This window comes from Paenibacillus sp. JNU01, from assembly GCF_059130585.1.
The window spans coordinates 2944008-2969369 of the sequence record NZ_CP169723.1; the positions used below are offsets into that span (position 1 = coordinate 2944008).

Annotated in this window: 27 protein-coding genes; 6 read left to right on the forward strand and 21 right to left on the reverse strand. The window is 46.9% G+C overall.

Translation table 11 applies throughout. The annotated features are described in order from the left end of the window. Positions 1-65: 65 nt before the first annotated feature. The 6 genes from NLBNIHML_RS12855 to NLBNIHML_RS12880 form a co-directional block, all read right to left on the reverse strand. Positions 66-248, reverse strand: a complete 183-nt coding sequence (locus tag NLBNIHML_RS12855) for a hypothetical protein (protein WP_339237829.1) — start codon at positions 246-248, stop codon at positions 66-68. Positions 249-459: 211 nt separating this feature from the next. Then, on the reverse strand, positions 460-786 hold the full coding sequence (locus NLBNIHML_RS12860) for a thioredoxin family protein (protein WP_017692202.1): 327 nt from the start codon (positions 784-786) through the stop codon (positions 460-462). 86 nt (positions 787-872) lie between these two features. Continuing rightward, the gene (locus NLBNIHML_RS12865) at positions 873-1781 is read right to left on the reverse strand and encodes an aldo/keto reductase (RefSeq protein WP_494354492.1); all 909 of its coding nucleotides are present in this window, start codon (positions 1779-1781) and stop codon (positions 873-875) included. 181 nt (positions 1782-1962) lie between these two features. Continuing rightward, positions 1963-2133: a hypothetical protein gene (locus NLBNIHML_RS12870; protein WP_339237833.1), complete on the reverse strand. Its 171-nt coding sequence runs from the start codon at positions 2131-2133 to the stop codon at positions 1963-1965. Between the two features lie 154 nt (positions 2134-2287). Further along, positions 2288-3031, reverse strand: coding sequence for a 2,3-diphosphoglycerate-dependent phosphoglycerate mutase (gene gpmA, locus NLBNIHML_RS12875; RefSeq protein WP_339237835.1), 744 nt, complete (start codon positions 3029-3031; stop codon positions 2288-2290). A gap of 63 nt (positions 3032-3094) precedes the next feature. Then, complete coding sequence (locus NLBNIHML_RS12880) at positions 3095-3667, reverse strand: DUF420 domain-containing protein (protein WP_017692198.1); 573 nt, start codon at positions 3665-3667, stop codon at positions 3095-3097. 376 nt (positions 3668-4043) lie between these two features. Between NLBNIHML_RS12880 and NLBNIHML_RS12885 the strand changes: the two genes are divergently transcribed. Further along, a complete protein-coding gene (locus NLBNIHML_RS12885; protein WP_494354493.1) occupies positions 4044-5234 on the forward strand; it encodes a cation:proton antiporter in 1191 nt (396 codons plus the stop codon). Between the two features lie 686 nt (positions 5235-5920). Beyond that, positions 5921-6574 carry a transcriptional regulator gene (locus tag NLBNIHML_RS12890; RefSeq protein ID WP_342571088.1) on the forward strand — a complete coding sequence of 218 codons (654 nt, stop codon included), beginning with the start codon at positions 5921-5923 and terminating at the stop codon, positions 6572-6574. Positions 6575-7198: 624 nt separating this feature from the next. Here NLBNIHML_RS12890 and NLBNIHML_RS12895 read toward each other — a convergent pair. The 10 genes from NLBNIHML_RS12895 to NLBNIHML_RS12940 all read right to left on the reverse strand — a co-directional run bounded on the left by NLBNIHML_RS12895 (position 7199) and on the right by NLBNIHML_RS12940 (position 16253). Next, on the reverse strand, positions 7199-7684 hold the full coding sequence (locus tag NLBNIHML_RS12895; protein ID WP_339237841.1) for a DedA family protein: 486 nt from the start codon (positions 7682-7684) through the stop codon (positions 7199-7201). 13 nt (positions 7685-7697) lie between these two features. After that, positions 7698-8243, reverse strand: coding sequence for a CDP-diacylglycerol--serine O-phosphatidyltransferase (gene pssA, locus NLBNIHML_RS12900; RefSeq protein ID WP_253441014.1), 546 nt, complete (start codon positions 8241-8243; stop codon positions 7698-7700). A gap of 21 nt (positions 8244-8264) precedes the next feature. Further along, positions 8265-10013 (reverse strand): sensor histidine kinase, encoded by a 1749-nt coding sequence (locus NLBNIHML_RS12905; RefSeq protein WP_339257470.1) that lies wholly within the window; start codon positions 10011-10013, stop codon positions 8265-8267. Further along, positions 10010-10690: a response regulator transcription factor gene (locus NLBNIHML_RS12910; RefSeq protein ID WP_494354494.1), complete on the reverse strand. Its 681-nt coding sequence runs from the start codon at positions 10688-10690 to the stop codon at positions 10010-10012. Before NLBNIHML_RS12910 ends, NLBNIHML_RS12905 begins: the two co-directional genes overlap by 4 nt. Positions 10691-10941: 251 nt before the next feature. Continuing rightward, positions 10942-11754, reverse strand: coding sequence for a bifunctional hydroxymethylpyrimidine kinase/phosphomethylpyrimidine kinase (gene thiD, locus NLBNIHML_RS12915; protein WP_278298228.1), 813 nt, complete (start codon positions 11752-11754; stop codon positions 10942-10944). Positions 11755-11859: 105 nt separating this feature from the next. Further along, positions 11860-12558 carry an ABC transporter permease gene (locus tag NLBNIHML_RS12920; protein ID WP_342571090.1) on the reverse strand — a complete coding sequence of 233 codons (699 nt, stop codon included), beginning with the start codon at positions 12556-12558 and terminating at the stop codon, positions 11860-11862. Further along, positions 12551-13474, reverse strand: coding sequence for an ABC transporter ATP-binding protein (locus tag NLBNIHML_RS12925; RefSeq protein WP_339237853.1), 924 nt, complete (start codon positions 13472-13474; stop codon positions 12551-12553). Before NLBNIHML_RS12925 ends, NLBNIHML_RS12920 begins: the two co-directional genes overlap by 8 nt. Positions 13475-13600: 126 nt before the next feature. Then, on the reverse strand, positions 13601-14533 hold the full coding sequence (locus NLBNIHML_RS12930; RefSeq protein WP_339237855.1) for a sensor histidine kinase: 933 nt from the start codon (positions 14531-14533) through the stop codon (positions 13601-13603). Next, positions 14530-15195: a response regulator transcription factor gene (locus NLBNIHML_RS12935; RefSeq protein WP_494354704.1), complete on the reverse strand. Its 666-nt coding sequence runs from the start codon at positions 15193-15195 to the stop codon at positions 14530-14532. Before NLBNIHML_RS12935 ends, NLBNIHML_RS12930 begins: the two co-directional genes overlap by 4 nt. Positions 15196-15407: 212 nt before the next feature. Then, positions 15408-16253: a DegV family protein gene (locus NLBNIHML_RS12940; protein WP_339237859.1), complete on the reverse strand. Its 846-nt coding sequence runs from the start codon at positions 16251-16253 to the stop codon at positions 15408-15410. Positions 16254-16558: 305 nt separating this feature from the next. On the opposite strand from NLBNIHML_RS12940, the gene NLBNIHML_RS12945 reads away from it, so the two are divergent. The 4 genes from NLBNIHML_RS12945 (at position 16559) to NLBNIHML_RS12960 (ending at position 19897) form a co-directional block, all read left to right on the forward strand. Further along, positions 16559-17335: an ABC transporter permease gene (locus NLBNIHML_RS12945; RefSeq protein WP_494354495.1), complete on the forward strand. Its 777-nt coding sequence runs from the start codon at positions 16559-16561 to the stop codon at positions 17333-17335. Then, positions 17332-18132 carry an ABC transporter permease gene (locus tag NLBNIHML_RS12950; protein ID WP_494354496.1) on the forward strand — a complete coding sequence of 267 codons (801 nt, stop codon included), beginning with the start codon at positions 17332-17334 and terminating at the stop codon, positions 18130-18132. Before NLBNIHML_RS12945 ends, NLBNIHML_RS12950 begins: the two co-directional genes overlap by 4 nt. Positions 18133-18154: 22 nt before the next feature. Then, positions 18155-19123 carry an ABC transporter ATP-binding protein gene (locus NLBNIHML_RS12955; protein WP_494354705.1) on the forward strand — a complete coding sequence of 323 codons (969 nt, stop codon included), beginning with the start codon at positions 18155-18157 and terminating at the stop codon, positions 19121-19123. 96 nt (positions 19124-19219) lie between these two features. After that, a complete protein-coding gene (locus NLBNIHML_RS12960) occupies positions 19220-19897 on the forward strand; it encodes a M14 family metallopeptidase (protein ID WP_494354497.1) in 678 nt (225 codons plus the stop codon). 89 nt (positions 19898-19986) lie between these two features. Here the strand turns inward: NLBNIHML_RS12960 and NLBNIHML_RS12965 are convergent, their stop codons facing one another. From NLBNIHML_RS12965 to NLBNIHML_RS12985, 5 genes are all read right to left on the reverse strand, one after another. Next, positions 19987-20388, reverse strand: a complete 402-nt coding sequence (locus tag NLBNIHML_RS12965; RefSeq protein ID WP_339237867.1) for a MerR family transcriptional regulator — start codon at positions 20386-20388, stop codon at positions 19987-19989. Positions 20389-20414: 26 nt separating this feature from the next. After that, the gene (locus NLBNIHML_RS12970; protein ID WP_494354498.1) at positions 20415-21911 is read right to left on the reverse strand and encodes an alpha/beta hydrolase family protein; all 1497 of its coding nucleotides are present in this window, start codon (positions 21909-21911) and stop codon (positions 20415-20417) included. Positions 21912-21991: 80 nt separating this feature from the next. After that, complete coding sequence (locus tag NLBNIHML_RS12975; protein WP_494354499.1) at positions 21992-23554, reverse strand: glycoside hydrolase family 32 protein; 1563 nt, start codon at positions 23552-23554, stop codon at positions 21992-21994. 42 nt (positions 23555-23596) lie between these two features. Next, the gene (locus tag NLBNIHML_RS12980) at positions 23597-24427 is read right to left on the reverse strand and encodes a carbohydrate ABC transporter permease (protein WP_494354500.1); all 831 of its coding nucleotides are present in this window, start codon (positions 24425-24427) and stop codon (positions 23597-23599) included. Next, positions 24424-25308 (reverse strand): carbohydrate ABC transporter permease, encoded by an 885-nt coding sequence (locus NLBNIHML_RS12985; protein ID WP_494354501.1) that lies wholly within the window; start codon positions 25306-25308, stop codon positions 24424-24426. Before NLBNIHML_RS12985 ends, NLBNIHML_RS12980 begins: the two co-directional genes overlap by 4 nt. Between the last annotated feature and the right edge of the window lie 54 nt (positions 25309-25362).

Here is a 25362-nt window from a genome sequence, read left to right on the forward strand (position 1 = left end):
CGACTAGGTTCACTATGTATCGTGGACATTCAGATTCATGTTCACTTCTCCAAAAACAGTCTGGCTTAGGACCACTCTTTCACTTGAATGCTCCGGTGTTTCTTCCAATATTTTAATCTTTCACGCAGATTATATCTATTCTCCTTTTGTTGCTGCAGCAATTGCTTGACTCCGATCATCAACAATCGGTATCTTCGGTCATCATTGTGGCTTAATTGGTGCATTTCCTCAAAAATTTCATTTTTCATACGGATCTTGTTCACTCCAAATATTCAGTTTGTTCTCACAGTATACATGGCAGCACTGAACAAATTCTAAACAAGCGCTAGTCCTCAACTTCACTTATTCGAATACACATTTTGCGTGCTGGAATGAAGCAGAAAAACCCCTTCCTGTCGTCGGACAAGAAGAGGTCTCCATAGTTAAGTTAATTAACAAGCTGCTTTTGCCTTCATACGCTTAAACTTTGGATTCAAGCGTCTCCAGATACTCGGAGATTTGAGCAGGTGTTTTAGCCCATTTGCTATGCAGATGTGCGATTTTCTTGCCGTTTTGGAAGACAAGCAGGCTTGGAATACCGCGTACACCATTTTCTTCAGCAAACGGCTGGAACTTTTCTGCATCTAGGGCATAGAAGGTTTTGTCCGTATGTTGGTCGATAACATCCCCGATAAAACGATCCAGGTTTTTGCAGTCTGGACACCAGGTTGTATCAAATTTAATGACGGTAAAACCATCAGAGTTGATTGTATCCAAATATTGCTGTTCACTTTGAATTCTTTCCATATGTCTTCTCTCCCTTATATGTTGCTTTTAATGGCTGATCTTCATTGTACCTTGTATAGTTACAATTGAAAATAGGCTTAATGGCGTTAGCGATGCTGCTTGTATAGATTAGCGGGACTAAGCTCACGTATTTGCTGAATTTCTACGGTGGTAAGTGCAGGCGAATTCGAAGCGGCAATATTGTGCAGCAACTGGTCTCTCGAGCTAGCACCAGGGACAACGGCTGCAACCGCAGGATGGGATAACGCATACCGAATAGCCGTCTGAGCCATGCTGCGTTGGTCCGTAACAAGACGACTTAACCCTTGCCGAATGGTATATAGTTGCTCTGGCGTATAGTCCAGATAACCTTTGTCTGCCTTGGCAGATCCGGAATCGGCGAGCACACCGCTAGCTACGGGCCCACGGGCAATTACACTGATTCCCTTTTGTTCCAATAAAGGCAGCACCTCTTCTTCCGCTCTGCGATCAGCAACACTGTACTGGTTCATCACACTGACGATGGATGCCCTCTTTACATACTCCCGAATCACATTAGGACGAATGGAGGAAATTCCGTAATATCGGATAAGTCCTTCCTTCTTCAGTTCCTCAAACGCTTCGATTGTCTCTTCGATGGGATCGTCCAATGTGCCGCCATGCAGCTGGTACAAATCAATGTAATCGGTCTGCAACCGCTTCAAGCTTTCATGTACAGCCTGCTTAATGTAGGCTTTGGATGGGTCCCAAGACCAACCCTCTTTGCCGGGCATACGACGATTTCCTACTTTGGTCGCCACAACGACTTGGTCCCGGCGCCCCTTAATAGCTTGTCCTACAATCTCTTCATTACGCCCTGCGTCGTAAAGATCGGCTGTATCCAACAGGTTGACCCCATGATCCAGAGCCTCATGAATCAGGCCCATAGCGGGTTCAATTTCGGTTCCAAGTGACATACATCCCAGCCCAATCTCCGACACCATCAGTTCGGATGTACCCAGACGATTTTTCTTCATATGTGCATCTCCCTCCATACGTTCTGCAAGTATCCATTGTATCATTCTTGCTGGCAAAAATCGCATTACACATGAAAGCCATGGGTTGCTCTCAGATTGCACAAAAAAACCTGGAAAGACTTCATCTCCAGGTTTCTCATGATCATCATGTTCATTCAAACGAAAAACGATCGATCAAAATCTATTTCACTTCCACGCGTGGTCTGGATTGACTTGTTCCATTGGACGAATTGGAGCTTTTCATCATACCCGAGACCGTGCTGAACAGCTTATCTCTTGCTTGTTTGTTCCTCATCAGATAAGTCACACCTGCGCCGATCGCCGTCATAAGTATTCCTCTTCTTTTAGACATGTGCTTCTCCTCCTTCAGGATAAATGTACATCGTGTCTTGTTTGACAATTACCCTTTGGGAGCAAAACGAAACGAAGTACAGGCTTGATCACACAAAAAAAGATGACCTCCGAATCGTTCAGAGGTCATCTTTCAAGCCACATTTGCCGTCCGCTTAATCGGACGGTGTTGCCATATGGGTCATTTCTTCATGTTTGTAGGTTGAACCATCCGCGGTCAGATAAAAGTGTCCGAGAGGATGCAGGTTTTCGTCCAACTCATAGACAAGCGGGATGCCTGTCGGGATATTGAGCGCCACCACGTCTGCCTCGGACAATTGGTCCAGATGCATGACGAGTGAACGAAGCGTATTACCATGCGCAGAGATCAGCACTCTTTTGCCCGCAGATACCATCGGTTTAATCTCCGCATTCCAGTACTCCAGCACACGCTTGGATGTATCCATCAGGTTCTCTGTAACGGGGATGGTGCACCCGAGCCGCTTGTACTTGTCCAGATCCTGTACATATCGTTCATCGGTCTCATCCAATGCAGGGGGAGATACGTTAACGGAGCGTCTCCATTCCTTCACTTGGTCTTCCCCATACTTCAGCGCAGTCTGCTGTTTATTCAGTCCTTGCAGCGCACCATAATGACGTTCATTCAGCTTCCAGGTCTTCGTAATGGGAATCCACATGAGGTCCATCTCATCGAGCGCAATATCCAGTGTACGGATGGAACGTTTCAAGACGGAGGCATAGGCATAATCAAAATCAAACCCTTGCTCCTTCATGATCTTCCCAGCTTTACGAGCTTCTCCGTAACCATCTGTTGTGAGATCGACATCCGTCCAACCCGTAAAACGATTCTCTACATTCCACATGCTCTGTCCATGACGAATCAAAACAACTCTGTACATAACCGTGAACCCTCCTTCCATGGAAACATTACCCTCAAGATGAGCAAGATATGCTTAATTACATTAATAATACGGTGCCATCATCAAGTATACGACGACACCTGTGGAACTGACATACAGCCAGATTGGCATCGTCCAACGTGCAATTTTGCGGTGTTTCTTCAATTGATTCGTCCAGCCCCACACAAGTGTGAACAACGCCAACGGAACGATCAGGGCTGCCAGTATACTATGGGTAATCAGAATGAAGAAATAGATGGAACGAATGATGCCCTCGCCGCCATATTTGGACGTCTCTGGTGAGAGGTAGTGAAACGTCAGATAGGTCACGAGGAATAAAAGTGTTGTTGAGAATGCAGCAAGAATAAATCGTTTGTGCAACTTCACATTCCGCTTGATAATAGCAATAAGCGCTGCGAGCAGGAAGATGAAGGTAAAGCTGTTAAACACGGCATTAAACCGTGGCAACACCGTAATATCAAAGGTCACATCACCTTTGTATCCAATGGACGGTGCGAAGAACAATAATAAAATAATGACATTAGCGAGAATGGAAATCGTAATAATGATGCCTGCGAAATTTTTATTGCTCGTCGGGGATGGAATGTTCGGCTCCCCTTTGTTATTTTTGCCCAATGCAAAATCCTCCTCATATCCTAACTTCTATGTTCTATATCATTATATCTCGGCAATTCCGGGCTGTTAAGTGACAACACTCTGAACAAAAACCGTTGCACTCCCCTATAAAATGCCCCTTTGCGGCTGTTTTCAACCAAATCCACCGCAGCTCCCATTTACCCAAGTCTTTATTTGTGGTATAATTAATGCAATTAATCACATACGCGTTGAAACTGGAGGAGCCTGTCACCAAGGGCCCCTCTTTGTCTTTTTCAGGCACAGAACGGCACTTTTCTTAATGCCTTTCTGTGTCTTTTTGTTTTTTGAAGCTGAGAATGGATAGCCCTTGGGCTGGTAATCCTATAAAACGCAACTGCTGGAGAGGAGCACACTTATGGAATTTGTTTTGGTTCTTGCACTTATTTTGATCTTCACCAAACTTGCGGGTGATTTGTCCGTTAGACTCGGTCAACCTTCTGTTTTAGGGAAACTGATCGTCGGTGTCATCCTAGGACCTGCGCTGCTTGGTTGGGTTCAACAGAGTGATTTCGTCCATTATATGGCCGAGATCGGGGTACTTCTTCTGATGTTTATTGCCGGACTTGAAACTGATCTGGAACAATTGAAGAAAAACTGGAAAGCAGCGTTTGCTGTTGCTGTAGGTGGTATCATTTTACCCTTCATTGGAGGTTATGGTTCTGCCATTGCTTTCGGAATGTCGCAAACGCATGCTCTGTTCTTTGGACTGTTGTTCTGTGCAACGTCTGTAAGCATTTCGGTTCAGACACTAAAAGACATGGATCAACTCAGCTCACGTGAGGGGACAACAATCCTTGGTGCAGCTGTCGTCGATGATGTCCTGGTCGTTGTCATTCTCGCTGTTATGATGAGCTTGCTAGGTACAGGCGGTGGAGATACTTCGATCTCTCTACTCATTGGTAAGAAGTTATTATTCTTTGTTATCATTATCGCTGCCAGCTGGTTCCTTGTTCCACGCATCATGAAGTGGATGGCACCATTGAAGGTAACGGAAACCGTTATTACTGCGGGACTGATCATTTGTTTCGGATTTTCCTACTTTGCGGAGTGGATGGGTGTTGCAGGAATTATTGGTGCTTTTGCAGCAGGTATTGCGATCTCTCAAACCAACTTCAAACATGAAGTTGAAACCAAACTTGAACCAATCGCCTACGGAATTTTTGTTCCGGTGTTCTTTGTCAGTATCGGCTTAAATGTGACCTTTGACGGGGTGGGTTCACAGATTTGGTTTATTGTTGTCATCAGTATAATTGCCATATTAACCAAACTTCTTGGTGGAGGAGCCGGTGCACGTCTTACCGGATTTGATCGTACGTCATCCTTGGCTATTGGATCAGGAATGATCTCTAGAGGAGAGGTTGCACTCATTATCGCGTCAACGGGCCTTGCTTCCGGATTGCTTGATTCGGAGTACTTTACCAGCGTCGTGATCATGGTTATCGTGACCACATTGGTTACGCCTCCTCTGCTCAAAATTACCTTTGCACGCAAAAAGGGTGAAAAGCGAGTCGAAAAAGGAATTGAAGAATCACATCTTGGTGGATGAGGGCTGGCTGGGCCTGAAGATTGATCACTTTTTCTAAGGAACCCAGTACGTCTTATTTGGTCCTCTGGCTCTCTTTTTCAATTCTAAGAAACATCAGACACTTTATTTTCCAAATTTCCATAGCAAAACGCTGAAAATGGCTGTATATTCCGATATAGCGTTTCTCAGGTTCCTTATATTACTGCTAGTGCTTCGAATCCCTGAATAAGACGTCTCAGATTCCTTAGTTTTTATTGACGCTCTGCGCTTTTTTTCCAAGCATAGGCCCGGACGGACGACCCATATCGGCTCTACGGAGAACTTAATTAAATGTAAACCGCCTTGAAAGGGCGAATACTCTACTTTTACAGCGTCTACATTGCACTCGCACATTAAGGACGGCGTTCACTCACGTTCAAAGTGTAGCACTTATCAGATCCGAATACGCCAGTCTCGATTTGGCTTTCAGACTAAGGGCTGAGATACGGTCTAGTTGAAAGGTATTGAAATCATTCCGTATTTGAAGCTATACTTGATTTAGAAAAGCAATATATCGGTCGTGAAGCACACGCCGCTTTGATCTATTCTTCCCCTTCGACATGAAGGTTGGAGAGGGTCAGAGCGGCTTTTTGTATTTTCACATAACGACTTGAAGCACTATTCACGTTCGTTTTAATTTATTTTATTTTTAGAGGAGATGAAAGACGATGAGCATTGATTTTGACGAGGCTTATGAAGTTTGGATGCACTCCCTTTTGGAGAAGGAGACGAACCCCCGAGTGCTTTCCAGAATAGAAAATGGACTGGAACATAGCACATTGGAATTTTTGCGTTCCGTTTGGTTTCCAGTGATGAAAAACTTTAACCATCTGCAACCCGAATGGGAGGTTCGTGATTTTCATAACGGCTATCGGTATCTGGATCTTGCTTACCTGCCAGGAAACGGTATCAAAGGGGGGATTGAGATTCAAGGTTACGGGCCACATGCTCGTGATCTGGATGTACGGCGTTTCAAAGATTTATGCTGGCGACATTGTCTGCTGACGTTGGATGATTGGATTTTTCTGCCGATCGCGTATCTCTCCATTAAGGATGAACCGAAACGGTGCCAGCAGCTAGTGCTGTCTTTTATGGGAAAATTCATGGCCACAGATGTGCCCCCGTCCCTTAATTGGCTGGAAGCCGAGACTGTTCGTTATGCCAGACGCATTATCCGTCCCTTTGCCCCGTCGGAACTTGCTACGCATCTGCGAATCACAGATCAGCACGCTCGAAGAGTTCTTCACAGTCTAATTGTTCAAGAGGTATTACATGTCGCAAGTGGCACACAACGATATCGAACCTACATCTTACGAACATGAGACACGCTATTTCACCCGTACGGCACATGTTCATTTTTTAACGAACTCAGGACACCTTATTATGATGATATGGAGTAAATCAGGGCAATTGGAGGGGCATTTTCGTGAAATAAGGTTTACCGGATTCGTTAGAATTCCAACATGCCTCATATCTCGATAATAAGCTCACCTGAGTTCGTCAGCATTTTTGGATATGCCCTTTGAAACGTTTTGAAACGCTCAGAGTTACTAGACTACTCTTAAAGCTCAAAAGCTCAATGCGAACCACTGGAGTTACTGGGGTTTCAGATCCATGAGTCACTAACGAGTTACATGGGGAGTTAAACGGAAATTTACACGAAGAGTTACATAATAGAGTTACTTGGAGTGTTATATGGAGAGCTACTTGGATTGTTATATGAATTGTTATACGAAGAATTAATCAGAGAAATAGCTGGATTAGCTCTGAACTTGAACTGCCTGCAATAGCTTATGGGATAGTCTACAGTTCCGAGAAGTAAGTTACTTGAAGTTGATTAAATTACTTAGAAGAGGCCTCCCATCCTACAGAGAAAACAAAAAAAGACCACCTTACACTCAAGAGGTCTTCCATCTATGCCCGTTCTGACAGCAGGCTGTCCCATTTTAAGTTAACACGCCAACATAAAAACCAATTGAAATAAAGACAGCACACCATACAAATGCGCCGATGCTGGATACCACTACATATCTGCCAATCGCCATACGACTAATCCCGGAGAAACAGCACATCAGATGACGTATGCCTGGAATGAAATAACCCAGGATGATGGACCAATACCCATATTTGAGAAACCATGACTCCACCCTGCCGAATCGTTTGGCATTCACGCCGACCCACTTGCCGTATTTTTCAATCAGTGGTCGGCCGGCCTTCTTACCAATCGTATAGCTGAGCAGCCCTCCGGTAAATGCGCCACCGAAACTGACGGCGATGGATACCGAGTAATTCAATACCGAGATGGAGGCGAGATAACCGACAAAGGTCATCATCACCTCATCCGGAATCGGCATCCCGATAACGCCAAGAGCCAGTAGTCCGTATATTGCGAAATAACCATATTGACCAATAAATTCTTTTGCAAATTCCATACTGACTCGCTCCTTATTTCGGTTCCACAATATCCTTCTCATGTGAGGCTAGCACTTGTTTTAGAGACGGGAATCGGATTTGGCTCACCATGAGACCGGATAATACAATAATGACAAGATAGGCTACACCGTGTGTGAAATAAGGACTCCAGAGGGCGAAAAAGGACATCAGACCTCCGGCAAATGTAATCGGCATCCCGACAAAACCGCTGCTTGCTGTCTTCTGACAGTTATAACGGGCCAGGCGCAATGCACCGCAAACTGGAAACAATGCGGTCAGTGCCATTCCCAGCACACTCACTTCATTCATGGAGTTCAGGTACAGAATCAGCACAGGGGCTGTTCCGAATGAAACTACATCCGCAAGCGAGTCCAGGGCTTTCCCGAACTCACCCTCACAGTGCAATTTGCGGGCTGCATAGCCGTCAAACAGATCAAAAAACATCGCTACCCATATCATCATCACAGCCAGGGCAAATTCACCATGAATAGCCATAATGACTGCCAGCATGCCTGAACTCAGATTCCCCAAGGTTAAAATCGATGGTAAAGACTTCATAAGAGTTGACTCCCTTTCGTACTAGGCTTTAGGAAAAATAATATAAAAACGGACTCCATCCGGTGTATTCTCCACTCCATAATTGCACCCATGCAGATCGAGAATCTGCTTCGCAATGGCCAGACCGAGCCCGGTTCCCCCCATTTTGCGATTACGTGAGCGCTCGACCCGATAGAACCTCTCCCATATATACTGCCGCTCAGCTTCAGCAATGTGCTCGCCCTTGTTCTCAATGGAAATATGGACAAAACCTTCACGCCTGCTGATCTCAATAGTTATATCGGTATGTGGTAATGCATGACGTATAGCATTCATCATGATATTGAAAATAACTTGCTCCAGCTTGCTGCGGTCACCTTCAACCGTCTGTTCTGTTGTGGATACAAGCACCACATCCAATCCTTTGTCCTTCAGTTGCGGACCCAGACGGCCGGCGATATCTTCAATCATGTCAGCTAGTGCAACAGCATCCGTATTCAATTGAACCGCTGAGGATTCCAGTCGCACCAGATCCAGCATCTCTTCAACCATCGTTTCCATCTTGATCGCCTCATCGGCAATGATCTCAATGTAGCGCTCCCGCTTGCTCTCACTCACGCCGTCCTTCAGCCCTTCGGAATATCCCTTAATGATGCTGATTGGTGTCTTTAGTTCATGAGATGCATCGGCAAAAAACTTGCGCTGTCGCTGTTCAATCTGCTGCTTCATTTCCATATCCGTACGCATCTGTGTGTTGGCCTGCCTCAGCTCTTCGAGTGTCTGACCCAATGTCCCCGATAAAGCATTAAGGCTGTTAGACAGACTGCCGATTTCATCGTTACGCCGGATGGGTGATTTCACCGTGAAATCCAGCGTAGACATTTTCTTGGCAACATGGTTCAAGGCCAAGAGCGGCTTCGTTACAATTCGGGACAGAAGCAACGCCAGCAACAGAATCAATATAAATGCCCCAATGCCAAAATATGCATAGAACAAACGTGTTGCCTCATTTGCTTCCCTCATCTCCTGTAGAGAGGTGAGTGAGAAAATCAGTTGCTGCTCAGGTCCGGAACGATGCACTGGAGCAATAGTGATCACATTGCGAACACCACTCCAGCTATCCATCCATTCTTCGTTGAGCATTTTGCCGTTGGCCAACGCAAGTTGGTCTTCTGTGGACAAAGGGAACCGACTATCCAGTGCCTGCACCAGCAATCCCTGCCTCTGGCTCCACGTTGCCAGATTGGGAAGAACTACCTCGGTCAGTACGCCTGACCATTCCTTTACCGGTTCAATGGATTCCTGAAAGCTTTCTGTTCCCCATGCAGCAGAAGTAGCATCCTGGATTTTGTATGGATAGACCATGGACCCGCTGGCCGGGCCTTTCACCGTGAGTTCCTGCCCATATTTCAGATGAGATGTAATCCAGCCAGCATTCTCACTATTGATAAACAAGGACAAGGACACCTTCACGTGACTCCCATCCTGCTGTAACAACGTAATATGGAACGGGTCATTAACCAGTCTTCCGGTGTTGGTCAGAATCACCAGATGTGACTGATTCTGACGCATGAACTTACCGGTTTCCTTGGCTAGCTGCAGATCACTCCAATGGCCATTAGAGTATTGCTGTTCGAACTTGGACAGCTTTTTCTTCATACTGCTGACCTTCTGATGCTGATAGAAGTCCGGGAACCAGACCAACTGGGCAAATACCGTTGTTCCATATAGAAGAACCAGACATCCTGCCATGACCAGGAAAAGCTTCATCGTTACGCCATTTCTTCTCATGCTTCTGCCTCGAAACGATATCCGGTGCCAATCACCGTCCGGATACACTTGGCTTCATCACCTAATTTGCCGCGCAGCTTCTTGATATGAGTATCCACAACACGTGAGTCTCCTTCAAAATCAAATCCCCAGATCCGATTCAAAATGGCATCTCGGGACAACACAATGCCTGCATTTCGCACCAAATAAAGCAACAGGTCATATTCCTTTGGCGCAAGCTCGACTTCAACTCCGTCCTTCTCCAGCCGCCGAGCCCATGGATCAAGCGTTACCTGTCCGAAGCGAATGACACTTTGCTCTCGTCCAACTGCGCCTTCAACACGCTTCATTAATGTCTCTGCACGTGCAACCAGCACACGTGGGCTAAACGGCTTCGTGACGTAATCGTCTACGCCCAGCTGAAATCCATGAATTTTATCGTCATCCTCGGACCGTGCAGTCAGCATGATAATAGGTACGGTGGATTGGGATCGAATATGCTCACATAACGTCCATCCATCCATTTCCGGCATCAAAACATCCAAAATGACCAGATCCACCTCATGCAGAGCCAACAGTTCCAATGCCTGTACTCCATGTTCTGCTTCTATAACGTTCCATTGTTCTTTTATGAAATAATCGGCCACAATCTCACGAATGCGGCTTTCATCTTCCACCAGAAGCACTGTTCTGATCATGGCCGACTCTCCTTTTTAGATTTCTGATGATAACATACCTATTCCATGTGTCGTTCATGTGTCCAGACATGTTTTGGAATGAACTCCATGATATATACGATTAATATAAGCCAAAAGTTACTAATTTTTATCAAAATTCGCACAAAAAAGAAGCCGTCAACGAGCAAGCTCTTGCTCATTGACAGCTACTTGGATGAAATCGACGTGTGTTATCCAGAATTGAAGCGCTACTGCGCGCTCACAGGTAACACTTAGCGTTGTTGCTCCAGACGGTGTGCCACATGCAGTGTAGGACCAACAAAACGATTCAACGGGAATCCGCCGGCAATCGCTTTAGTCACGAAGGCTTTACCTTCACGAACAGCCTCTTTCACTGAAAGACCACGAGCCAAGCCTGCGGTAATCGCCGCAGACGTAGTGCAGCCCGCACCATGCGTATATCCAGAGCCCACAACATCGGCTTCAAACCATTCGTAGTTGGTTCCATCATAGAGTAGATCCATTGCTTTACCCGGGCTAATTACACCTCTGTCCTTGATCAGAACATGTTTCGAGCCATGGGCATGAATGGTTGCTGCTGCTGCTTCCATCTGTTCCTTGGAACGAATCGGTCCACTTTTCGCCAGTTGAGATGCTTCGAACAGATTAGGTGTAACCAGATCCGCACCTGGCAACAGGAATTCGATCATCGCTTCCGTATTTTCAGGTTGCAGCACTTCATCTGTACCTTTGCAGACCATCACGGGATCAATAACGATCTGTGGCAGGCCACTGCGGCGAATATGTTTTGCCACCAATTCAATAATATCTACAGAACCGAGCATGCCTGTCTTCATGGCATCAAAACCGATGCCGTCCAGAACCGTGCGAAGCTGGGCTTCAACCACATTTAATTCCACAGGAAAGACCTGGTGATCCCATGTATCGGGCTCCATCGCCACAACTGTAGTCAGTACGGTCATACCATACACACCCAGCTCCTGGAAAGTTTTCAAATCAGCTTGAATCCCTGCACCGCCGCTCGTGTCCGAACCAGCTATTGTTAATGTTTTTGGAATCGTCATGATCGTTGCATTCTCCTTCGTGTCTCAGTTGACATTATCCTATCCCTTGTACGAGCGGATGTCAATGGCATCTGAAGCCATACGGAGCATGGTTTTCAGGATGATTCAGTTCACATCTTTGGTCTCCAGACGAAACATGGACAACGAAGCAATCCATATCCCTACAGCTCCAAGGGTCAGAGGGATAATAATCAGTGAATGAATGGAATACTCCGACCCGTTAAATCCGGAGCAGACAATCAACACTAGCAGAAGAGAAGAGGTCATTGTAGTTGTAACTGAATGCTTACGCATACCAAAGAATAAGGGAATGAGTGCCATGCTGGCTGCCGATAAGGAACTAATACCATACTTCAACAGAAATCCCAACATATCCTGATATGTCAACGAGCCAGGAATGAAAGGGTAGAATTGATTAGCAATCAACAGCAGTGAGCCCATCAACAGGTCGGTAACCATAATCATCACAAAGGTGAAAAGAAACACGATAATCAATTTGGCTGCAATGATTTTATGACGCTGGATTGGATAGGTGAACATCACGTTCATCGTTTTATTTCGATACTCACTGATCACCAGCTTGGATAATAAAGCTCCTGCGAACACGATAAAGGTTGCCCTCACAAACGTATCAATAATCATAAAGGCCATCTGATAATCGGCATAGGCATAATCGTCTGCTCCAATATCCACAAATCCTATCATAATCAGAAAAAGAAGAATGCCCACATTGGCAATACCTGCAGCTGCAAAATTCCGCGAAAAGCGGTGCTTCCGCATCTCAAGCCTGATCAGTTTAAGCAACGTCATCATCCCCTTTCACAAGCTTCATGAAGTGTTCCTCAAGGGAATGAGCCCGTTTGGATAAGGATTCGATCTCAATGTCATACTGGATCAGCTTGGTGTTTAGTTCCGAAGGAATGATTCCCGGATCATAAATGCGTACCGTGTGGTCATCGACCAATTTATAATTACTCAAACCAAGTTGATGTTCAATGACATAGGTCGCTTTGCGGATATCTACCGCCTGTAGCTCAATGTACTCATTTTGACTTCCCCGAATGCTCTCCATCGATACTTCTTCGACCAAGCGACCACCGCGAATGACACCAACCGTGTCGGCAATCTGCTCTATCTCGCCAAGGATGTGACTTGAGACCAACAGGGTGATGCGATACTCGTTGCTAAGGCGCTTGAACAAATCTCGCATTTCCCGGATCCCTACAGGGTCCAATCCGTTGATCGGTTCATCCAGAATGAGCAGTTCAGGTGTGGTTATGAGTGCACGAGCCAGTCCGAGCCTCTGCTTCATGCCCAGGGAGAAGTCCTTGACCGATTTCTTGCCCGTATCCTTCAACCCTACCATCTCCATCGTGTTGTCGATGATCTTTTTGTTGTAGAATCCCATGTATTCACAGTGAAGCTCCAGATTCTCGCGAGCAGACAATCTATCATAGAAAAAAGGATATTCAATAATGCTGCCCATTCGCTTCAGCACTTCATAGGAGGTCGGCGTAAGCTTCTCCCCAAACAATTCAATCTCCCCTGAGGTGGGTTTGACGAGATTGGTCAGCATCTTCATGATGGTTGTTTTACCTGCACCATTCGGGCCAAGAAACCCATAGATCTCACCTTGCTTAATACTCATATTGACGTTGGATACAACCTCTGCCCCTTCATATACTTTGGTCACATCTATCGTTCGTGCGATATAATTCATCGTCTTGTTCTCCTTTACGTCCCCTGTCCGGGTTCCTATATCTGTATTGTAAAGAGAAAAGTCTGCTTTTTTATTAATCAAATCTTACAAAAACCTTAAGCTTGCCCGATAACACCAAAAACAGTTCTACCAAGCCTTGAAGGTCACTGAAAATACAGTCCGTTGATGTGGCACACTATGTAAATGAATGCTTCCACCCATCCGCTCAACTAACCGCTTCGTGATCGTTAGACCAAGACCGCTGCCCTGATAGAGTCGATTACGGGAATCCTCCAGCGTATACATGCGTTCGAACACACGATTATGCTCACTTTCCGGAATCCCTTTGCCTTGATCCCAGATTTGCAGCGTAACATGTCCACCTGTCGAACGTTCAATAGATAGCCCCAACACCTTACCCTCTGCTCCATATTTCATCCCATTGGTAATCAGATTATCCAACACTCGGTTCAGAGCTTCTTCATTTGCTTGCACGAAGATATCCCCCTCAGGTATCTCCAACTGAACGTGCAACCCGAGCTTCGTCAACATTTCATAAAAGGAGAGCATCTTCACGCGGCTTAATTCGCTTATATTCACCCGACTAAGCACCAGCTCCGTGTCTCCGGATTCCAGCTTCGCCAAGTCAAAAAAGGAATGGATCAAACGCAAAACTTCCTGCGCCTTATCCTGGATTTTCTCCGTCATAATCTTCCGTTCCTGATCGGTCAGTGATGAACTGTGCAGCAAGGTCTCACTGTAACCCAGCACAACTGTGAGCGGCGTTTTCAGGTCATGTGAAATGTTGGAAAGCATATTGCGCATTTCCTTCTCCTGATTCGTATAACCGGCCTTAGCGCGATGCGCATGGTCCAACAGCTGGTTCATGTCTTTCAGAAGCTGGCTAACCTGCTCATCACTGTTGAATACAAGCAAACGCTCAAAGGTGCCTTGATCCAGAATTGCGGATATTTTCTGATGAATATAGGACAGGTGTTGGCTGCGTTTCCGCAATCTCATCCACAATCCAATGACCAGAATGGCTAGAATACCTGTTGTAATAGCAAAAATCAGTGTCATGTCTGCTCCGCCTCCAGCTTATATCCGATGCCCCAGAGTGTCTTGATATACTGGGGATCTGAAGGATCAGCCTCCAGTTTCTCACGCAGACGACGCATATGTACGTTAATGATATTTTCGTCCCCATAGTAATGATCATCCCAGACCGAGGCGTAGATCTGGGCCTTGGTAAACACTTTGCCCGGATGGGTGACCATTAGCTTCAGAATGCCAAACTCCTTGGATGTTAGCTTGACGGGTGTACCTTCACGCTCCACCTCGTACGTCTCCATGTCGACAACAAGTCCTCCAATGTGAATACGCTGATCTTTAGCCACTTCTGCCACAGGCTGAGCGGTATAATTGGCGCGACGAATGGCAGCTTTAATGCGGGCGGTCAGTTCGATTAACGAGAAAGGTTTGCTCAAGTAATCATCTGCGCCGAAGCCCAGACCGAGCGCTTTATCCACCTCCCCATCCTTCGCAGACAGAATGAGCACAGGCACCAAACTCACTGCCCGAATGGTTTGCAGTACATCCATCCCACTCTTGCGAGGGAGCATCAGGTCCAGAATAACCAGATCATATCCCGGTTGTGACTGGCTGAACTGGCGTTCTGCTTCTAATCCGTCATATGCATACGTGACGTCGTAGCCCTCTTTTTCCAGATAAGGTCCGACCATTTCACTAATGGAACGATCATCTTCAACAAACAACAAGCGGTGACTTGACACGTGTTTCCCTCCAACATGAACATTTTTCCTATATTACCTCACAGTTTGGTTGAATTGGCAATGACATACGAAAAAACCTGACAGGAAGTACACTTCGATATAAAGTGTGTTTTCCTGCCAGGTCTATGAGCGTTTATAGATGATTGCTTGTTCGTTTAATCTCAATATCCGTTCTCGCTGTGTATCCAGCATAGTCCAATGGTTCCTGCACCTGCATGTATACTCACCACAGGGATGAACGGCATGATTTCGGTCTTTAGTTTGGGGAGCAGATTGGCAATCTGCTTCTTGATCGTGACGGCTTCTTCCTGATTGTTCGCATGCATAATGCATACATGCTTTACTTTCTCCATATCCAGCTTAAGCATATCCAACATGCGATCTTTCGTTCTCTTGAATGTGCGAATCTTCTCATTCACAACCACTTTGCCCTCTTCAAATCGGAGCAGCAGATGGATCTTGAGCAGTTGACTGATGATCAGCTGTGTGCCGGACACCCGGCCACTGCGATGAAGATGCTGAAGGCTCGCTGGTATGAGGTAAAAGGACATGTTATCAATCATTTGTTCAATATTTACTTTAATCTCGGAAGCCGAACATCCCTGCTTCTGCCATTCCAATCCTTGCATAACCATCTCACGAAGAGGATAGGCACCTGCCTTTGAATCAATTGCGGTCACCGTCACTCCTGCAATCTCTGCAGCCTGCATGGACGTATGCAGCGTTCCGCTAAGCGCTGTAGAGCAATGAATCGTAATAATCTCATCGTACTTGTCTTTGAGCGATTCATACAGTTCAATGAACTCGCCAATAGGTGGCTGCGAACTGCTCGCACGTGAAGCCTCCGCAAGTTTCTCATAGAACATTTCAGATGTAATGTCATCGGTTTCCCGGTAACATTCCTCTCCAAATACGATGCGCAGCGGTACGATGTAGATATGATTTTGCTCCGCAAAAACGGGATCCAGTGTACTGGTACTATCGGTGACCCATGCAATTTTCTTCATGACATCCTTCTCTCTTGCCGGATTGTTCGTTCTGTATCCTCAATCGTCAGGCACAAGCCCGGCGGTTTATTTAAAGTTTGAATATTTTACATTGTAAACGTTTGCGTTACTGCCCCTCAATTATAAATGACTGGACAGACCGTTGTCTTGTGGCGCAATCATGAACGCCCCTATTAATCCCATTATTAGCTAAAAAAATGTCTTGCCTGTGAAGGAATAAATTGGTATGCTGTTGTCCTTCTCTCTTTTTCGCCTTGACTGAAGTGAACGGAAACGCCGTTCAATCCACTTATCGGAGGTGTCACATGCTTTATTTCACTCTGGCTTCCAAAGCCTACTCCCGGAATCTGCAATACCGCGGGGCACACATGGTACATAACTTGGCAAGCGCCATGTTTGGTTACATGTATGCCTGCCTCTGGATCGGCATCGGGGCCGACCATACGCTCGGGGAATACGGGACACAAGGGATGATCAGTTACATTGCTTTCACGCAATCCTCTCTCTGGATCTCGGGTTTTCTCACGAATGGATTGGGCATTCCCCTATCCGTCAGGACAGGGCAAATTGCACTGGATCTGATGAGGCCTGTTCATCTGTTCACCCACCTGATGGCACGCGAATGGGGGCAGATTGCCTACCAGTTCATGTACAAAAGTATTCCAATCTACCTGCTCTTCTCCATTGTCTTTTCCCTGCATTGGCCCTCAGACGTTTCAACACTTGGTTATGCTGCACTTGGTCTTGCCGGCGCCGCATACTTGTCCATCTGTATGAACTACATCATTGGTGTCACGTCGATGTGGACCACAGAGTCCTCCTGGCTTCACTGGGGCAATCACGCGATGATGAATCTGCTGGCTGGTTTTTTCATTCCGCTGGAATGGCTGCCGAACTGGCTTGAACAACTTGCCTGGATATCCCCCTACCCATTCCTTCTCTATGTACCTACCCGAATCTATCTTGGTTTCGAAGATGGCTCCTTGTTATGGGGAACCTTGCTTTGGTGCGTCTTTATGACGTTGATCTGTCTTGTGATCACCCAAGTGTTACGTCGTAAAGTGGAGGTGCAGGGCGGATGAAGCGAACTTCCTGGTTCCATTTATATAAAATGCTCATTCGAACAAGCATCCGCAGCCGGATGCAATACAAGTTCAATTTCATCATGGCGTCCGTACTGGCCGCTTTAATTCAGATCTCCGAGTTCCTGATGGTTGCTCTTGTACTGCACCGATTCGGAGCAATTAAGGGTTGGTCCCTCCATGAGATCGGTTATCTCTTTGCGATCATGACGTTATCCAAAACACTGTATCGGACATTCGGCAATGAGGTGCATCATCTGGAAAAATATCTGGTTAATGGTGAGCTTGATCAACTGTTAACACGTCCCATGCCCGTATTGCTGGCACTGCTGCCGCAAAACTTCCGCATCATGGCTGGAGAAGTCCTGCAAGGCGGATTCATTCTCTGCTGGTCTTTGGCAGGCATGATGCATAGCGGACAGATCGGCTGGATCGCCATTCCCTTCTCCCTGCTCATTATCCTGACGGGAGCAGTCATTCTCTTTTCCATTGGACTCGCGACTGCCACACTCGGATTCTGGACCACACGCATCGAGGAATTACAGACGATTACTGAAGATGCAGCACGAACGGCTGCCCAATATCCGCTAACGTTATATCCCAAATGGATGTCTGGCATTCTGCTAACAGTGATTCCCGTAGGGTTCGTCAACTATATTCCATCACTCTATCTACTGCGGGGTGAAGGAGGAGCGTGGATTCTTATTGTTGTTGCGGCGGTTGCCGTACTGAGCTTGGCTGCAAGTCTGCGTTTCTGGCAATTCGGCTTGACTAAATATCAAAGTACAGGTAGCTAAGGAGGCGAAAAGAATTATGAACATGATCACAGCACGACATCTGCAAAAGGAATTCAAAACTCCTGTTATTCGCGAAGGACGTTTCTCCGGATTACGTACATTATTTTCACGTGAGTATGTGTCCAAGGAAGCAGTATGCGATATCAGTTTTGATATCGGCCCAGGTGAGTTTGTAGGCTACATCGGTCCAAACGGGGCCGGCAAATCTACAACGATCAAAATGCTGACAGGTATCCTGCACCCCACCTCGGGCGAGGTACGGCTTGACGGTATGAACCCGCATCTGGACAGGCGCAGAACCGTGGGTCGACTCGGCGTCGTGTTTGGCCAGCGTAGCCAGCTCTGGTGGGATCTGCCTGTGAAAGATTCATATGATATTCTGGCCGAGATGTACGGCGTCCGGACCGAGGACAAAAAGAAACGGCTGTCCCAGTTCGCCGAGCTGCTGGACCTTGAATCGTTCTGGGCCACGCCTGTCCGCAAGCTCTCGCTTGGACAACGCATGCGTGCGGATCTCGCAGCTTCCATGCTGCATGATCCCGAACTGCTTTTTCTCGATGAACCCACGATTGGACTGGATGTGAACGCCAAACGGAACATACGCCAATTTCTACGTACATTAAATGAGGAGTTTGGCAAAACGATTTTGCTGACCACCCATGACATGGACGACATCGAACAGTTATGCAGCCGGGTCATGGTGATCAACCATGGTCAGCTTACATATGACGGCTCGATCCCTTCTCTGCGTGACACTATCGGTCTGCCGACACTTATCCGAGTTACGTATCGGGGTTCATTTCTTATGCCTGATACCATACCGTCCTCCATTCAGATCACAGCAGTGGAAGGGCAGATTGTCACTGTGGAAGTTAACCGGAAGGAATGGAGAACGATGGACATTCTGAAGCAGCTTGAACAATGGGGTGAGATTGAAGATGTGGAGATGAAGGAACCCGACTTCGAAGATATCATCCACCGGGTGTATTAGTTGGCCCATTTTGTGAGGAAATAGGATGAAGACCTGTTCTTACGCCGTTACATGAAAGAGGGACATGGCGTACTGTACTAATGGAGGTGAAGCGACATGCTTGTGACCAAACATGTCCTGGCAGCATCCAGTGTACACGCCACTCCCTATTTCATCGTACGTGGCATGATGCCGGGACCGGTAATGTTTATTACATCCGGGGTTCACGGGAACGAAACGGCGAGCATGGCTGCTGCGCAAAAACTCGCAGATGATTGTGCGACTGGTCGCCACAGCATTCGGCGAGGGCTGTTAATTATCGTGCCACGTGTGAACCAGCAAGCCTACGCCAAGAAAATCAGAGGCAAGCCAGATCTGAATCGTACGTTTCCACGCCGTATGTCAGGCAAGGCCAAGCATCCGCTCGCTGCGGCAGTTTTTCGTTTGGCGCGTGAACATCGGGCCGATTGGTGGCTTGATCTGCATGAAGCCAATGGCCTGTCTCAACAGAGTTCCCGAGTGCTTGGACAGACGTTGATCACCAATCCCGGCAGTCGCACCATTCCAGCTTGCAGGAAAGTTATTGAACGGATGAATCGGTCGATTGCCATTCGTGATCGTCATTTTAACCTGAAGCAGCATGAATTGCCGGGATCTGCCCGTACAGCGGCTTCAAGAGTACTACAAGCTCGTTCTGTTACCGTGGAGACCTGCTGGAGTCTGAAGCGCGCGACCCGTATCAAGTATCAGACGGAGATTGTGCACCATTTTCTGCGTGAAGCGGGCATGTCATGATAAGACCATTAAGATAGAGATAAAATAAACCTCGGACAGAGCGTGCCCGAAGTACATCTTAAGGCGCTCTTTGTCCGAGGTTTTACAGTTTATAACTCTTTCTTTTGCACCCTGAACGATTGAATATAATTGTCGATATCGTCCTCTGGTGTATGCAACAGTCTAGCCAGATGAATCTGCATCTCTTCCAGATGCTCAATATGCTTCTGAATATCAGCGATTCGGTCACGGACGAGTGTTTTTAACGTATCCTTTTCCATGTCTTCCTGGCTAAGCAGTTGCAGGGTCTCTTGTATCTCCTTTAAGGAGTAACCCAGCAACTGGGCATCCTTAATGAACTTAATTTTGACCAGATAATCCTCGGTATACACCCGGTATCCGTTGGAGGAACGACGGGGAGCAGGCAGAATACCACTATCCTCGTAGTAACGGAGGGTTGCCATACTCACACCGGTACGCTTGGCCAACATTCCTCTTGTCATGGTTTCCATGCCTACCCCTCCACCCTTCTGCAGACTTATTGTGCTTGTTCGTTACGTATCTTGGTATATTTGGCATCGTAAGTGACCTCAGGAAATTGAGATGCAGGGCCTTGCAATAACGGCTGCTCCTCCCCTTTGAGATACCGGTCAAAGAATGCGAGCGCATAGGATCTTGTTATATCCACATTATGTTCTGGCGTCATGCCTCTGGCAAACATTTTCGGTGAAATCAATGAAATATCCGTAAAGCTTTGATGGAAGAAATTCTCCACCGTCAGATAATAGGTATCATTCAGACTGCTTGTCATCACATGGTCCAAATCCGGCTCAAACTCAGGGTAGAACACGTTATCTTTGGATGTAGCATTTGGATCGAAGCTTTTAGCCGTTTCGCCAGACATGATGTACATAAAGGGTTGTTTTAATGCCGTCTTGGAGATGCTGCCCCAGAAGCCGCCTTCCAAACTGAGTCCTGCACGTAAACGTTCATCCTGTGCGAGTGCTTCGGCTGTTGTAGCCCCGCCATAAGAGTGCCCCATAATGCCTGTATGATTCAGGTCAAGCTTGCCTTCCAACACCTGATTGGGATCATTCAGATTCCACTGTTCAAGCGTGTCGAGTACAAATCGTGCATCCGCTGCACGAATGCCTACTCCCTCCACATTATATTGATACAGTTCTTCTGACGTTGCAAATTCAGGTCCGGCTTCATAAGACACTTTACGCCCATCGGGGAAGGTAACGCGAGCTGAGGTATACGGATGATCCATACCAACAACAATATAGCCATGGCTGACCAGTTCCTCGACAGCAGTCATGCTCTGGAAACGGGCAGAACGGACACCGGGAGAGAACAGCACCACCGGATAAGAAGGGCTTGCGACTGATATGGCTGCGCCTTTAACCACATGTGTCGGAATAGTATCAAGGTAGCTGAACACCTTGGGCGGGATACCAAATACCAGACTGATGGCTTCTCCAAGTTCAGACGGGTAAGATTCAGGAGTTATTCCCTTTGCATCCTCCGGGTTCACTGGATACCACACGTTAATCATCAGTTCCCGTTTGTCCCCGTTTTCGGGAGTAAACGTCTCTTCACGGGTTTCATCCACCAATTGTTGCGAAAATGTACCGATCGCAAACTGCCCCGTAGGATCAGGAATCGTAAATGCTGGAAAATACCAAGTGAGCAGTCCCGAGCCAACGCCAGAGACCAGCGCCAGCATCGCAACCAGCGTGAGTTGAAGCCAAGAACGCCATCTTGGTTTCTGCTTCTCTGCAAAATGCCCAGTGACTCTGTTACGATACTCTTTCACTACCTTAATGATTAATACGATGAAGATTATGCCTGCAACAAGATACGTTGGCAGCAGCATCACGCGAAACGAATCTAAGATACCGTGAAGCAGCAATGCTAATATCAAGGCAGCCGACATTCCTGCCGCAAGTTTCCGACGCTTTGAGTACATAGGTATACACAACGCTGCGCCAATCGTTACAAGTACCAGTATCCATTCCATTAGTTTCATCATTCATCCTCCAAACATTGTTGATGAAACCAGAATAAACCTTGAAGTATACTTCAAGGTCAAGGCTGAATTTTAGAAACAATTTATCGAGGAATTCGTATATCCCATTTGCGAAGTTCGGTCAATGTACACGTTCCGGACGCGAAAGCCTTAATACCTGTTGAGTTCGGCCCAGGATATATCCGTCCTGTCATTACCTGCTCTCCCTGCTGAATGAACACCTCAATGGAGCTGACATCCATAAAAATATGAAGCTCCAGTTTCCCGTCAAGCAGTTCCACGGTCGCAGCACGTTCTCCCCCCGGCCCTTGTCCGGCTCGCTCGCGATTTAAGCATAGACGACGCTGCTGCACATCATAGGAAATCACGGTTTCTTCATCCTCACCCGTGCGCAGCTTCAATCCGAATTGTCGTGCCTGTTCCGCTTCGAATACAGCATACATTTCGTAACGGTCTCCGCTGATTCCAAGATCAAGATCATGTTCATCACCATTTAGTTGTATACCGTACTGTTCGTTGCCATCCGACCTGTACTGTATAAGTTCGGGAAGCGGCTGGAATATCAATCGGTCTCCCCTACGAATTAGCTGTCTCGGCAGAGTCATCGCTCCAGCCCAGGCATGAGACTTTTGTGTCGGAATTTCCGTTTCCCACGTATCCATCCAGGCCACCATGATTCGTCGTCCCTGTGCATCCTCCATCGTCTGAGGTGCGTAAAAGTCGAAGCCACAGTCCAGCGGAACGTACTGCTCGTATTTCAGTACACCTTGGTCTTCATCCAGCGTTCCCATCATATAAACGGTTGAATGCAAGTTGCGATAGTTATCTCCCTGAGCAGGCATACGCTGCGGAGACATGATCAGCACATCTCGGCCATCCAGTGTGAACAGATCGGGACATTCCCAATTGTCGCCAAGCGTCCCGTCACTCTGGGCCATAATGTTAACATAACTCCAATCCAGCAAGTCCACTGAACGGTATAACAGAATGACACCTTTGCCCGCAGCATCATTCGATCCAAGGACACAATAGTACACACCGTTTCGTTCAAACACTTTCGGATCACGGAAGTCCTTGGGACTGGTATGCTCTGGGATTTGATCCAGCCGAATGACCGGATTCATTGCGCTTTTGACAAAATCAATTCCATTCTCCGAGACAGCGATATTCTGTGTCTGCAAGTAATCGTTATCCTTGTCGGGTCCAGTCACCACATGCCCCGTGTACATCAGCACCAACTTGCCATCCTGCACGATTGCACTTCCAGAGAAACAGCCTCCACTGTCGTAGCTCTGATCGGGTGCCAGTGCAACAGGTAGATAAGACCACGTAACCAAATCACGGCTCACCGCATGGCCCCAGTGCATCGGCCCCCATACCGGTTCGTAGGGATAATGCTGATAGAACATATGATACATCCCACCGAAGTATATGAAGCCGTTGGGATCATTCATCCAGCCCACTTCCGGCATCAAATGATAGGCCATTCGATAGGTTGGATCAACCTGATGCCGATGTTCCTTGATATATGCGTTGGCCCGGGCGAGTGTATAACTCTCCTTCGTGTGAGCCGAAGCACTCGTCAGTCCAAGGTCTGTCTCTTGCCTTGTGTCTATTTCCTGTTTCTCGTATCGTTCCTGGTTCATATGTCCTTCACTCCTGTCTCTCTATATATCACCCAACTGAACTTATTTGATAGCCCCTTGCATGACCCCCTGAATAATGTACTTCTGCGCAAACAGATACACGATCAGTACTGGCAGCAAGGTCAAGACCAGACCAGCCATCAATGGACCGTAATCAACTGTGTATGTCCCATAAAAATAAAACGTGGACAGCGGCAGCGTACGCTGCTCGGATGATGTCAGCACCAGGGATGGCAGCAGAAAATCATTCCATATCCACAATACATTCAGCACGCTAATCGTTACGGTTGTTGGCAGTAACACCGGCAGTACGATGCGGAAAAAGGTTTGCACTCTGCCGCAGCCATCCATTAGAGCCGCCTCTTCAAGCTCCAGGGGAATACTTTTGATAAAGCCATGATAGATAAATACGGCGAGCGGACTGCCAAAGCCAATATACATGTAGATCAGCGACCACTTGTTATCCAGCAGGCTGAGCGAGCCGTATATTTTAACCAGCGGAATCATAATAGCCTGAAACGGAATAATCATCGCAGCTACCATCAGGAAAAAGAGATACTGGTTCACCTTGCTATTGTGACGAACAAAGTAATGGGCTGTCATCGCCGCAAAAAGAGCAATCAGTAATACACCTGCAATGGTTATGAGCAACGAATTGCTGAAGGCGGATACATATCCCATTTTGTCAAACGCATTGACATAATTATCGAATTGAAAGGAGCTTGGTAACCCTAGCGGATCGGAAGTAATTGCCTGGTTAGCCTTGAACGAATTGACGATGAGAAGTACAAACGGAAATACAAACAAAATCATTACAACGATTAAAGCACCAAACTTGATCCAGTTAAGAATCCGCGATTGTCCAGCCATCATGCCTCGACCTCCAGTTTTTTGCTGAAATAAACCTGGAGCAGTGTAATGGCCGCTACAAGGATAAACAGCACAAAGGCTTCTGCCTGCCCCAATCCGTAGTCACGAGCAAGAAAGGCCTGCTCATAGACATGCATGGATACCATCTCGGTGCTCTTGAAGGGCCCGCCACTGGTCAGGGAGACGTTCAGATCATACACCATGAAACCCCGTTGCAGTGACAAAAAGATGCAGACAATAAACGAAGGAACCATCAGCGGCAATACAATACGCGCCAACATTTTGCGATTACTTGCCCCATCTATGCTGGCTGCTTCCATAACATCCTTCGGCACATTCATCAGTCCTGCAATGTAGATAACCATCATATAGCCGGCATACTGCCAAACAGTCACCACAATGAGTGCCCAGAAAGCTTTGTCCGGGTCAGCCAGCCAGGAGGTGGAAAACAGAGTGAGGTTCATTTTTTGTCCTGCGAAGACGAGTACCTGATTAAAAATAAACTGCCAGATGAAACCAAGCACGATTCCACCCACCAGATTCGGCAGGAAAAATCCGGCCCGAAACCAGCCCTGCGCCTTCATTCCCCGGGTTACCGCGTAAGCGAGCAGGAAAGCAACCGCATTGGTGAGCACAACGGTAATAAATACGTACTCCAGCGTCATCCCGAATGATTTCCAGAACACGGTGTCCTTGAACACACCAATATAATTATCCCAGCCAACAAAGTTTTGATCGATGGCAATGCCATCCCAGTTCGTAAACGTCAAATAAATACCATACAGAAATGGAATAATCATCACTGTAGCAAACGCAAATAATGTCGGGCCAGTAAAGATCAGGCGGGTTCGCAGACGTGTCCATATTCCTTTTTCGGTCAGCATTGTCAACCTCCACTCTATCCAAATAATTAGCCTAACGGTTATGCCGGAAACAAC

Bases quoted from the DNA above. Each gene is read 5' to 3' on its own strand.
- NLBNIHML_RS12855 (WP_339237829.1), bottom strand. From the start codon at position 248: ATGAAAAATGAAATTTTTGAGGAAATGCACCAATTAAGCCACAATGAT.
- NLBNIHML_RS12860 (WP_017692202.1), bottom strand. From the start codon at position 786: ATGGAAAGAATTCAAAGTGAACAGCAATATTTGGATACAATCAACTCT.
- NLBNIHML_RS12865 (WP_494354492.1), bottom strand. From the start codon at position 1,781: ATGAAGAAAAATCGTCTGGGTACATCCGAACTGATGGTGTCGGAGATT.
- NLBNIHML_RS12870 (WP_339237833.1), bottom strand. From the start codon at position 2,133: ATGTCTAAAAGAAGAGGAATACTTATGACGGCGATCGGCGCAGGTGTG.
- gpmA (WP_339237835.1), bottom strand. From the start codon at position 3,031: ATGTACAGAGTTGTTTTGATTCGTCATGGACAGAGCATGTGGAATGTA.
- NLBNIHML_RS12885 (WP_494354493.1), top strand. From the start codon at position 4,044: ATGGAATTTGTTTTGGTTCTTGCACTTATTTTGATCTTCACCAAACTT.
- NLBNIHML_RS12890 (WP_342571088.1), top strand. From the start codon at position 5,921: ATGAGCATTGATTTTGACGAGGCTTATGAAGTTTGGATGCACTCCCTT.
- NLBNIHML_RS12895 (WP_339237841.1), bottom strand. From the start codon at position 7,684: ATGGAATTTGCAAAAGAATTTATTGGTCAATATGGTTATTTCGCAATA.
- pssA (WP_253441014.1), bottom strand. From the start codon at position 8,243: ATGAAGTCTTTACCATCGATTTTAACCTTGGGGAATCTGAGTTCAGGC.
- NLBNIHML_RS12905 (WP_339257470.1), bottom strand. From the start codon at position 10,013: ATGAGAAGAAATGGCGTAACGATGAAGCTTTTCCTGGTCATGGCAGGA.
- NLBNIHML_RS12910 (WP_494354494.1), bottom strand. From the start codon at position 10,690: ATGATCAGAACAGTGCTTCTGGTGGAAGATGAAAGCCGCATTCGTGAG.
- thiD (WP_278298228.1), bottom strand. From the start codon at position 11,754: ATGACGATTCCAAAAACATTAACAATAGCTGGTTCGGACACGAGCGGC.
- NLBNIHML_RS12925 (WP_339237853.1), bottom strand. From the start codon at position 13,474: ATGAATTATATCGCACGAACGATAGATGTGACCAAAGTATATGAAGGG.
- NLBNIHML_RS12930 (WP_339237855.1), bottom strand. From the start codon at position 14,533: ATGACACTGATTTTTGCTATTACAACAGGTATTCTAGCCATTCTGGTC.
- NLBNIHML_RS12935 (WP_494354704.1), bottom strand. From the start codon at position 15,195: ATGGTCGGACCTTATCTGGAAAAAGAGGGCTACGACGTCACGTATGCA.
- NLBNIHML_RS12940 (WP_339237859.1), bottom strand. From the start codon at position 16,253: ATGAAGAAAATTGCATGGGTCACCGATAGTACCAGTACACTGGATCCC.
- NLBNIHML_RS12945 (WP_494354495.1), top strand. From the start codon at position 16,559: ATGCTTTATTTCACTCTGGCTTCCAAAGCCTACTCCCGGAATCTGCAA.
- NLBNIHML_RS12950 (WP_494354496.1), top strand. From the start codon at position 17,332: ATGAAGCGAACTTCCTGGTTCCATTTATATAAAATGCTCATTCGAACA.
- NLBNIHML_RS12955 (WP_494354705.1), top strand. From the start codon at position 18,155: ATGATCACAGCACGACATCTGCAAAAGGAATTCAAAACTCCTGTTATT.
- NLBNIHML_RS12960 (WP_494354497.1), top strand. From the start codon at position 19,220: ATGCTTGTGACCAAACATGTCCTGGCAGCATCCAGTGTACACGCCACT.
- NLBNIHML_RS12965 (WP_339237867.1), bottom strand. From the start codon at position 20,388: ATGGAAACCATGACAAGAGGAATGTTGGCCAAGCGTACCGGTGTGAGT.
- NLBNIHML_RS12970 (WP_494354498.1), bottom strand. From the start codon at position 21,911: ATGATGAAACTAATGGAATGGATACTGGTACTTGTAACGATTGGCGCA.
- NLBNIHML_RS12975 (WP_494354499.1), bottom strand. From the start codon at position 23,554: ATGAACCAGGAACGATACGAGAAACAGGAAATAGACACAAGGCAAGAG.
- NLBNIHML_RS12980 (WP_494354500.1), bottom strand. From the start codon at position 24,427: ATGATGGCTGGACAATCGCGGATTCTTAACTGGATCAAGTTTGGTGCT.
- NLBNIHML_RS12985 (WP_494354501.1), bottom strand. From the start codon at position 25,308: ATGCTGACCGAAAAAGGAATATGGACACGTCTGCGAACCCGCCTGATC.